At 39.2% G+C, this 9520-nt stretch carries 9 protein-coding genes; 2 read left to right on the plus strand and 7 right to left on the minus strand.

The window, feature by feature from the left end:
• From AC11ZT_RS13215 to AC11ZT_RS13225, 3 genes are all read right to left on the minus strand, one after another.
• Positions 1–854, minus strand: an 854-nt coding sequence (locus AC11ZT_RS13215) for an NtaA/DmoA family FMN-dependent monooxygenase (protein ID WP_484060043.1), incomplete at its 3' end; no start/stop codon positions are given.
• A 371-nt stretch (positions 855–1225) separates the two neighbouring features.
• Positions 1226–1465, minus strand: a complete 240-nt coding sequence (locus AC11ZT_RS13220; RefSeq protein ID WP_484060044.1) for a hypothetical protein — start codon at positions 1463–1465, stop codon at positions 1226–1228.
• Positions 1466–1794: 329 nt separating this feature from the next.
• Positions 1795–2796, minus strand: a complete 1002-nt coding sequence (locus AC11ZT_RS13225) for a DUF2515 domain-containing protein (protein WP_484060045.1) — start codon at positions 2794–2796, stop codon at positions 1795–1797.
• A 111-nt stretch (positions 2797–2907) separates the two neighbouring features.
• On the opposite strand from AC11ZT_RS13225, the gene recU reads away from it, so the two are divergent.
• Both recU and AC11ZT_RS13235 read left to right on the plus strand, forming a co-directional pair.
• A complete protein-coding gene (gene recU / locus AC11ZT_RS13230) occupies positions 2908–3510 on the plus strand; it encodes a Holliday junction resolvase RecU (protein WP_484060046.1) in 603 nt (200 codons plus the stop codon).
• Positions 3511–3574: 64 nt separating this feature from the next.
• Positions 3575–6103 (plus strand): PBP1A family penicillin-binding protein, encoded by a 2529-nt coding sequence (locus AC11ZT_RS13235; RefSeq protein WP_484060047.1) that lies wholly within the window; start codon positions 3575–3577, stop codon positions 6101–6103.
• 424 nt (positions 6104–6527) lie between these two features.
• Here AC11ZT_RS13235 and iscB read toward each other — a convergent pair whose 3' ends face one another.
• The 4 genes from iscB to AC11ZT_RS13255 form a co-directional block, all read right to left on the minus strand.
• Entirely contained in the window at positions 6528–7772 is a 1245-nt protein-coding gene (gene iscB, locus AC11ZT_RS13240) for an RNA-guided endonuclease IscB (RefSeq protein WP_484060048.1), read from the minus strand.
• Between the two features lie 233 nt (positions 7773–8005).
• Entirely contained in the window at positions 8006–8518 is a 513-nt protein-coding gene (locus tag AC11ZT_RS13245; RefSeq protein WP_484060049.1) for a YpoC family protein, read from the minus strand.
• Positions 8496–9170 carry an endonuclease III gene (gene nth / locus AC11ZT_RS13250; protein WP_484060050.1) on the minus strand — a complete coding sequence of 225 codons (675 nt, stop codon included), beginning with the start codon at positions 9168–9170 and terminating at the stop codon, positions 8496–8498. Before nth ends, AC11ZT_RS13245 begins: the two co-directional genes overlap by 23 nt.
• Positions 9171–9246: 76 nt before the next feature.
• Positions 9247–9520: DnaD domain-containing protein (locus AC11ZT_RS13255; RefSeq protein ID WP_484060051.1), on the minus strand; the 274-nt coding region annotated here is incomplete at its 5' end.

A 9520-nucleotide genomic window follows, 5' to 3' on the forward strand; every position in this document is an offset into this window, starting at 1 on the left:
ATAACCGTAACGAGAGCAAACACGAGCACCTTGCTTGGATCTCTTCCCTGAATGGTAGCCTGAGATCGAAGGTCCTTTACATAGGTTGCAACGGATTCTTTATTTGGAGCGGAAATAAATGTGCATTCGGCATGCTTCCCTGCAAAGCTACGTCCCTTTGCAGATCCGCCCGCTTGGTACAATACTGGCGTTCGCTGCGGAGATGGCTCACATAAATGAATACCCGGTACATGAAAATACTTCCCTTGATGATGGATAGGATGAACTTTCGTAGGATCTGTAAATATCTTTCTCTCCTTATCCTTCACGACAGCCCCATCTTCCCAGCTGCCTTCCCACAATTTATAGCAAACTTCTAAATATTCATCTGCGATATTGTAGCGTTCGTTATGCTCGAAGCGATCCCCAATATCAATATTCTTCGTCCCGCTTTCTAAATACGACGTTACGATATTCCAAGCAATACGTCCGTTTGTTAGATGATCAAGCGTAGACATTCTACGTGCGAACGTATACGGATGCTCAAATGTTGTGGAACACGTAATTCCAAATCCGAGATGCTCGGTTACATTTGCCATTGCGGATACGAGCAGGATCGGATCATTAACTGGTACTTGCGTTCCTTGACGCACAGTCGCATCCTTTCCTCCTCCGTATACATCATAAATCCCAATTACGTCCGCGATAAAAAGGCCATCGAACTTTCCTCTCTCAAGTAGCTTTGCCAGCTCTGTCCAGTAGGAAAGATCCTTGTAACGATAGGATTGATCAAGTGGATGTGTCCATAACCCTGCCGACTGATGACCGACACAATTCATATCAAATGCGTTTAAGTACAATCGTTTTTTCGCCATTTTCTCTTTCTCCTTTCTAAATGATGTAGCGCCTTCTCTTTAAACACAGCATCTTTGCTTGTTGTGACAGAAAACAAAAAAACCGAAGACTTTCCCTTTAATAAGGTATGTCTCCGGTTTTCCGGTCAACTTATGTATTCCTATACGAATAGTGTGTTTATTACAATTTATGATACAAAGATACAAAAGGTATTGTCAAGTAAAAATTCTATTATTATACAATCCTAATAAAGATTACTAGAAAAAATAAAACAGTTAGTATACTCAGGTGATAAGTATACTAACTGTTTTGTTCTACATATATTAATTTAGTACTTACGAGTTTTTGTGCACAAATCATCAATAAAGCAAATTCCGTAAATACATTCTAATTAAACTGCCAACATATCAATCCTATGTGATACAAATTTTCCTTCGTTTACAAGCCGAAATATGTTTTCTTCCATATTTCCAACATAGGCCTGTATAATTTCAACGGAGTGAATCACATCATTTTCTTTATTTGTTAGGACATGATTTACTCGTAACGTTACTTGTGATTCTAGCAAATCAAGAGTACTCAGGAGATTCTCAATCGTCATTACTACCTTTTCCTTGGATACGATTTCCATTTCAAATCCCTCCCTGTTTTGTAACTACATACAGTATTCTCTCTATTCCATCTACTCCCTTCCATCCTGACAAAACTAGTATTATTTCGGCAAAGAAAGAGGTTTTTCACAGTAGGTATTAAAATTTCTCACATGGCTACAATACAAATAGGAGGTGGGAAAATGAGCAAGAATAAAAAGCAAACATCTAAGGAACAAAAGAAACAAAATCAATCGATTAATACTGGAAATCCAAAGGTTGAAGGACCCAATATTCCTTCTACTTAAAACTTAAATGTATATTGAATAGAAAGGTGAATGAACATGGTCATTCACCTTTTCTATGTTCACTAAAAGAGGGTTTTAATTGAGGCTAGCAATTGAATCTGTTTTCGTTTCGCTGCAAACCACTCTGTTACGTCCATATTCCCCTTTACGGAGATTGGGGCAAACAATGTGGATACATCCATTCCTTCTTTAAACCAATCGTCATTATCATGTCTATGATGTGAAATAGCTGGAAACACATCTCGTAAATACGGACTATCCGGCTCCTTTTTACCCATGTATTGTTCATAGTCAATACGTGAGCCTGTGTGAACCGTTTTATCCGAAAAGGATGTAAATGTTCTATAGTATGTGGGATGAAATAATAGCTGAGCTAGATTCTTCCCTAGTTCAATTCTCTTTTTTACTTCTACAAATTCATGGACAGAAAAGCCATACAATTTTCCTGCTAATGTAGGGAAAATAACCGAGCTAAAATGAAATAATTCTTGTATTTGAAAGATGAGCGATTCAAATACATGTTTCTGAAAATAAGGATGTTCAATTACGGTTTCCTGAATCACATATTGTTCATTTATAATTTGTGCTGTCATCAATCTTTCTATATCTTTACTCTTCCAAAACCTCTCCCATTCTCCTTCCATAAATACTGATACAGAAAAGGCACGTAATAAATGAAACTGCGGCCTCTGTAACTGCAGAGAATGTTCATATATAAGAAGCTGCGGATACGCATCTTCAAAAATGAGCCAATTTGCTCTTTCATAAGTAAGAAATAGACGTTTCCGCATAGAAGTAGATAGTAACTTTGGTAAGTAGATTCCTTCTAAATCTGTCATATTCCAACCTGCATTACGAGAAACCATGCTAGCAAGAAAAGACCAAGGAATGTCGGGATGCGCTCGGTAGAATTCCTTGTATGCATCGGTTCGTGAAATATTATCCACGTTATAAAGCTTTATACGCTCTTTGATCTCCTTGATAAGAGCATTTTCAGCTTCTGTGAATACATCGTCTTTGCGTCTTTTTCTAAATTGATCATAATCACGATTCCAAGCAGTCATTCTTCTACCTCCCAATCTAGGATCCTTACGATAAAACTTTCTGACCTATTGTGCCCTTTTTTTGATATAATCACCTTTGTAAGTAAATCAAATATTGGAGAAGACGAGACAATGAGCATCCGTTATCCGAATGGCAAACGGTTCTTGAAACAAGCAACCATCCAGCATTCACCTGCAAACAATCAAACCTATAGTAACAGGGGGATGTCATTAGAAGAGGAGATTAATGAAACAAACGAATATTATCTTGCACATGGCATCGCTTGCGTACATAAAAAGCCGATTCCTCTTCAAATTGTAAAGGTGAATTACCCGCAAAGAAGTGCCGCTGTTATTACCGAGGCATACTTTAAACAGCCTTCAACTACTGATTATAATGGCGTGTACAAAGGAAAATATGTTGATTTTGAAGCAAAGGAAACGAAAAATAAAACGAGTTTCCCTTTGCACAATTTTCACCCCCATCAGATTGAGCATATGAAGCAAGTGCTGAATCATGGAGGCATAACATTCGCCATTATTAAATTTACACAATGTAGCGAAATTTATTTCCTTGAAGGCAACTATGTTATCCAATTTTGGAATCGACAAGAACAAGGAGGAAGAAAGTCAATCACAAAACAAGAGATAGAAACTCATGGGCATGCACTGCAATCTGGTTATCACCCGCGTATACACTACGTTAGTGTACTAGACACACTGTATTTTTCATGATACAGTCAACAATAAAGCCCATGTTTCGACTTTTTTCAGATAGTGAAAGGTAGGAGAAAGGATAATGTCAGACAATTATCGTTCTCGCGAAGAACGAAAACAGGCAGAAAAATCAAAACAAGGACAGCAAATGAAGGATTCATCGCCGCGTAAGAAGGGCTCGTTCTTGAAAAAGTTTTTAGTAGCCTGCTTACTTATCGGTATTATAACTTTAGGTGCTGGGGTTGCTACTTTCTTTGCAATGATAAAAGATGCACCGAAGATAGATGATTCAAAGCTCGCTGATCCTGTATCTACAAAGTTCTATGATAAAGACGGGAACCTTATTCATGAATATGGTTCACAAAAACGTACACTTATTACTTACGACCAAGTACCAAAATTAGCAGAGGAAGCCTTTCTGGCAACAGAAGATTCTAGATTCTATGAGCATCATGGTGTAGACGTCATCCGAACTGCAAAAGCCATATTTGAAAATGTCAGTGCCGGATTCGGATCACAGGGCGGGAGTACGATTACCCAACAAGTTATTAAAAACTCCTTTTTGTCCTCTGATAAAACGTTAAAAAGAAAAATACAAGAATGGTATTTAGCTTACAAGCTCGAACAAAAGTATAGTAAGCATGAAATACTAGAGATGTATTTGAACAAAATTAATCTAGGGAATAAGTCATGGGGACTTGCAGCTGCTGCCAAAAATTATTATGGCATCGATGTTAAAGATTTAAAGAATTTAACATTGCCACAAGCTGCACTAATAGCTGGTCTTCCGCAGAGTCCAAACAAATACGATCCAACGAAGCCAGAAAACCGAGATGCGGCTTTAAAACGCCGTAATCTAGTTTTAACTCTTATGAACAAACAGGGCTATATTACGCAAAAAGAAATGGAAGATGCAATGAAGGTTCCAATCGATCAAGGATTGCAACCACCGGCTTCTAATGCAGAAATGCCGTACCAAGCATTTCTAGATGCTGCTGTGAAAGAAGTAGAAGCGAAAATACCAGATGTAAATATCGGTACGGATGGGCTTGCTATTTATACGACGATTGACCCGAAAGCACAGCAATATGCAGAACAAATTGTAAATACAGAAGACGTTGTAAATTATCCGAATGATAAATTCCAAGCTGCTTTTATATTTATGGACTCTAAAACGAGTGAAGTACGCGCAATTGGTAGTGGACGTAATGAGAATAAGGCTCAATTTAAAGGTAGTAACTTTGCCATTGACATCAATCGTCAACCAGGTTCTTCCTTTAAACCGATTTTTGATTATGGTCCAGCAATTGAAAACTTAAAATGGTCTACCGGTCATCAGCTAGAAGATAAAGCAACAACATATGATAATGGTGCACCTATTAACAACTACGACAATCAATACCATGGCGTTATGTCCATACGAACGGCACTTGCAAAGTCATATAATATCCCTGCTTTGCTTACATTGCGTGCTGTTGGTAAAGATAAAGCACAAGCATTTGCACAAGGACTTGGCATAACATTTGATAAGAATCAAACGTTTGAATCTACAGCAATCGGAAGTAACTCTGTAAATCCACTAGAAATGGCCGGTGCATACGGAGCCTTTGCAAATGGTGGTAACTATACACAACCTCATTTTGTTCAAAAGGTCGTGTATCCGGATGGTAAAGAAGTTAGCTTTAAAACAAAGGCAAAACGAGTGATGAAGGACTATACAGCCTTCATGCTTACCGATATGATGCGTTCTGTAGTGAATGAAGGAACAGGAACTACTGCAGCGGTGCCTGGTTTGGATGTTGCTGGTAAGACAGGAACTACAAACTTCCCTGCAGAGATCATAAGTAAGTATGGGTTCCCTAGTACAGCTACAAACGATAGCTGGTTTGCTGGTTACACGCCGCAGTATACGATGGCGGTATGGACGGGTTACGTAAAAAATGGCCCTGGAATGTATATGGATGGAAGTACGACAAAAATTTCGCAACGAATATTCAAAGAAATGTTCGCAAAATTTGGTACAGACAATTCTACCTTCCAAATGCCAGATAGTGTTGAACGTGATCCTGCTACCAATGAACTTAATGTCAAAGGTGGAGAAAAAGTAGATGCACCTAAAGTGAAACCAGATGCACCTAGTGGCTTACAAGCGAAGTACGACCAAGCATCAAACACAATTTCTTTAAACTGGGCATTTAGTTCTGCTACTGTGAAGGATCCATCCTTTGACATTAGTTATACATTAAATGGCGGCGCTAAAACGTCACTTACTTCAACAAAGAGCACGAATGTAACACTAAGCAATGCGCAAGCAGGAGGTCAATACTCCTTCTCTATTGTTGCAAGTGCAAACGGACAAAGTAGTGATGCGGTAACTGTCACTGTTGTTGTTCCTGGTGCAGCTACAAATCAAAACAACAATCAGCCGAATACAAATCAAAATAATGGGCAAACGAATACACCTAAAACTCCTACTACGCCAGCAACTCCAAGTACAGGTGGAAGTACTGGTACAGGAACAAATTCTGGTAACGGTAGCACAGGAACAGGTAGTACGGGCGGAACAGGAACGACTTCTGGTGGCACTACTACTACCAAGCCAACTCAATAAGTTTATAAGGGAGAAACATCTCCTAATCAACAGGGCACTGAAAACATTCAGTGCCCTGTTTTTTATAGATGCGAATACCTTAACATGATTTTGCGACCACAAAATCCGCCTTATTGCGGTTACTACGAGTTCCATCCATAGGTAGGCAAAGAAAAAGGTAGCCTTCTCTTTCATACTTAGAGAAGTGCTACCTTTTTCAGTGGTTTTATTTATGAATTAGGAATGGAAAAAATTCATGTCAGGTTGTGCCCGTCCTCGAAAACAGCTTTCGTACAAGAACAAAAGAGCCCCCGATTCTTCCCACAGATTAGTTTCCATCGCACCTCTTTTTCGTCCATGCTTTTTCAGTGCCCACCTAATCAAGGAGATAGGAATTTTTCATCGAACTTAGGGTAAGGAGACCCCGCCTAAAAAACGATAACGTTTAGGCGGGGAGGAATTGCCCTTTCCTTTCGATTAGCCATGTATTCGCTCTTTCGAGCGGTTTTAACTGTTTGAAACTAGCACTTCGATGAATAACAGTTCCATCTAATAAGCGAATGTCAAAATAGCCTGAACTTCGTCTACCAAAAATAAAACAGGCTGTTCCTAGATAGTCTACCTTATCAAAGAGTTGGAAACCTTTGACCCAACGAACTGCCTTATTAGATTTTCGGATACCACCCTTTAGAATGGTTGCTTTGTGTAACTGACGGTTATTACTTCTAACTTGTTTGATATAAAAAACCGATTTTAGCGGCTTCGCTAATGGATTACCACTAATGCACCGAGCGTCTACCCTATGGGACTTTTGTAAACCATTTGTAATTCGTGTGCTTTTAGTGATATAACCGAAGGTGAATTGGATATTTTTAACCATTTTCTTTAATCCGTTATAGATGAACCAACGCAATACAGTCATGTGAGCCGAATCTCGAAGTGTTACTCTCTTACGTGTAAATACGTGTTCTAAGCCATGTAGGTGAATATAGTCATGACAGGTTTCACATAACGTTATGAGGTTGTCAGGGCTGTTTCCACCTGTCTTTCGGCTTTCAATATGATGGACATTCAAAATTTTGTCCTTAGATTTCCCTTTACAATACTGGCACTTGTGACCGTCTCGGAATAACACATATTCTCGCACATTCCAAAAACCAAGCTGTTCACCTTGCTGATATTCTTCCCCTTGTATATCAGGATTCTTTAGCTTTTGTGTATCAAATTGAGCCACTTCTACAATTGTATTTTTGATAGGTAAGATTCTTCGAATCTTCTCTATTACTCGAATATGAGAGTCTACTTTATGCTGAACAGATGGAGCCAACCACCCTTTAGGCTTTTTTCGATTTAAAAACCGAGCCTTGCGATAACGGGTCTTACGGTTACGCCTCGCTCTGCGAAACTCCATTCTTGTAGAAAGAAGGTCTTGAATATCGGTTCGCAATTGGACTTCTCCCTCGAATAGAACCTTTTTCTCTGTGGTAGCCGACAACCCTATATGTTTGGTTCCTGCATCAACCCCTAATGAAACAGATTGTTTGTAGCCACTTGAACCATATAAAAGTTGAATCGTGAATGGGGTCTGCATGACCACTTTGGCTTTATTTTCTTTTAACAAGAGTCGGGCTTTTCTTGGCTTACATGGCATTAATGGTTTGCCATGCTTGTTTAAAACGTACACTAGCATAGTTAGCGTACCTCCCTTTTGTGGAGTTTGTTATCCTTCGCCAATGTTGGAAAGGCTTGTTGTGCTTGCCACACCGTCCACAACCCTTTAGGACTTTTAATAACAAGCGACAGGGCTTACAGCTAGGATTTGCACCGTAAGGTGTCATGACCTATCCAACGTAGTTCTCGAAGAACTTAGGCTAGTCAATATGACTTGCCGGAGTTCTTATCCTACAAGCCCCTTCCAAGTCGTTATACTTGGTGGGGGTTATTGACTATCATCGTTTTCTCAAATAGTTTCTCAACTTCTTCATATAACTCTGAAAGCTGAATAAAGGAATGATAATGGTCAGGTTGCTCTAGTATAAAATCCAGCCTTTCTACTACATTCACAGGCTTTCTACGTAATGCTTCAATTTGCACGGTATATTGCTGCAAAGAGGATAAATAGGTTTCATTCATCCAAAACAAAATGGAGAGAAATCTGGCTGTATTTGTCACCATTAGCGGCCCTGCTTCTTTTCTCTTTCGTTGTCTGAACAAGGAGGCAATCGAATCTTTATTTTGTTTCCACATTTGAAGTATGATTGGTACCGTTTTCTTCCTCTTATTCCATGGCTTATCGAACGCGAGTCCTTCTTCTGCTGCTATTTCAAATACAAATATGCTACCGCCTTTAATTGTTACTGTGGAATCGAATCGAATACAATCTCCCTCTTTAAAAAAAGGAGAGAATACAAATTTATCTGGTACTACGATGTTCATTTTTTTCCTTCTCCTTCATACGCTTCGTACCTTCCCTACAAATGGAGAGCAGCGGACACGTTTCACATTGTGGACGCTGTGCTTTGCAATGGTAACGTCCGAAAAAAATGAGACGATGATGAGTAACTCCCCACTCTTCTTTCGGTATTTTTTTCATTAACGTTTGTTCCACTTCGAGTACGGAATCCTTTAACCGACAAATACCTAATCGTTTACTTACCCGCTCCACGTGTGTATCCACTGCTATAGCAGGAATATCAAATGCGACAGAAATAACAACATTTGCTGTCTTTCGCCCCACTCCTGGCAATTTCATTAACTCTTCGCGATTGCGAGGTACTTCCCCGCCATACTCATCGATAAGCAGATGAGATAACTGCTGAATATGCTTCGCTTTATTGCGATATAACCCAATTGACCTTATATCTGCTTGTAATTCTTCTAACGAAACTGCTATATAATCCTCTGGTGTTTTATATTTCTCGAAAAGACTTTTTGTTACTTTATTTACAAGTGCGTCTGTACACTGAGCAGACAATGAAACCGCTATAACGAGTTCAAAAGGATTTGAATGATTGAGCTCGCAATGCGCATCAGGAAACATGTCCGCCATCGCATCAAGACAATATCGGATTTGTTTTAATGTTAACATGCCCTACCTCCTACTAAACAAAAACCTTGATCAATAGAAAGCCTTCCACTAATGGAAAAGCAACTCTATGCTTTGTTTACTGCTCTAGCCAATTATAAAATGGTATTTTCCCTGTATATTTTGTATCTTGTTTAGGAGAAGAGGTTGTCTTTTGATGCGAGCGAAATTTACGACCATATTCCTGTGCATCCTCGACCGACCGAACGCCGTTCTTCTTCCATTCAAATAAAATGCGGTCAATATACCGAAAGTTCAATTTTCCGCTCATTACTGCCTCACGTAGGGCAGCCTGTATAATGTTCGCACTATGTTCATCTTGATCTTGCCACATCATAAGTGTTTCACATTCG

Source organism: Ectobacillus sp. (assembly GCF_056992975.1).

Bases quoted from the DNA above. Each gene is read 5' to 3' on its own strand.
- AC11ZT_RS13225 (WP_484060045.1), bottom strand. From the start codon at position 2,796: ATGACTGCTTGGAATCGTGATTATGATCAATTTAGAAAAAGACGCAAA.
- recU (WP_484060046.1), top strand. From the start codon at position 2,908: ATGAGCATCCGTTATCCGAATGGCAAACGGTTCTTGAAACAAGCAACC.
- nth (WP_484060050.1), bottom strand. From the start codon at position 9,170: ATGTTAACATTAAAACAAATCCGATATTGTCTTGATGCGATGGCGGAC.
- iscB (WP_484060048.1), bottom strand. From the start codon at position 7,772: ATGCTAGTGTACGTTTTAAACAAGCATGGCAAACCATTAATGCCATGT.
- AC11ZT_RS13220 (WP_484060044.1), bottom strand. From the start codon at position 1,465: ATGGAAATCGTATCCAAGGAAAAGGTAGTAATGACGATTGAGAATCTC.
- AC11ZT_RS13245 (WP_484060049.1), bottom strand. From the start codon at position 8,518: ATGAACATCGTAGTACCAGATAAATTTGTATTCTCTCCTTTTTTTAAA.
- AC11ZT_RS13235 (WP_484060047.1), top strand. From the start codon at position 3,575: ATGTCAGACAATTATCGTTCTCGCGAAGAACGAAAACAGGCAGAAAAA.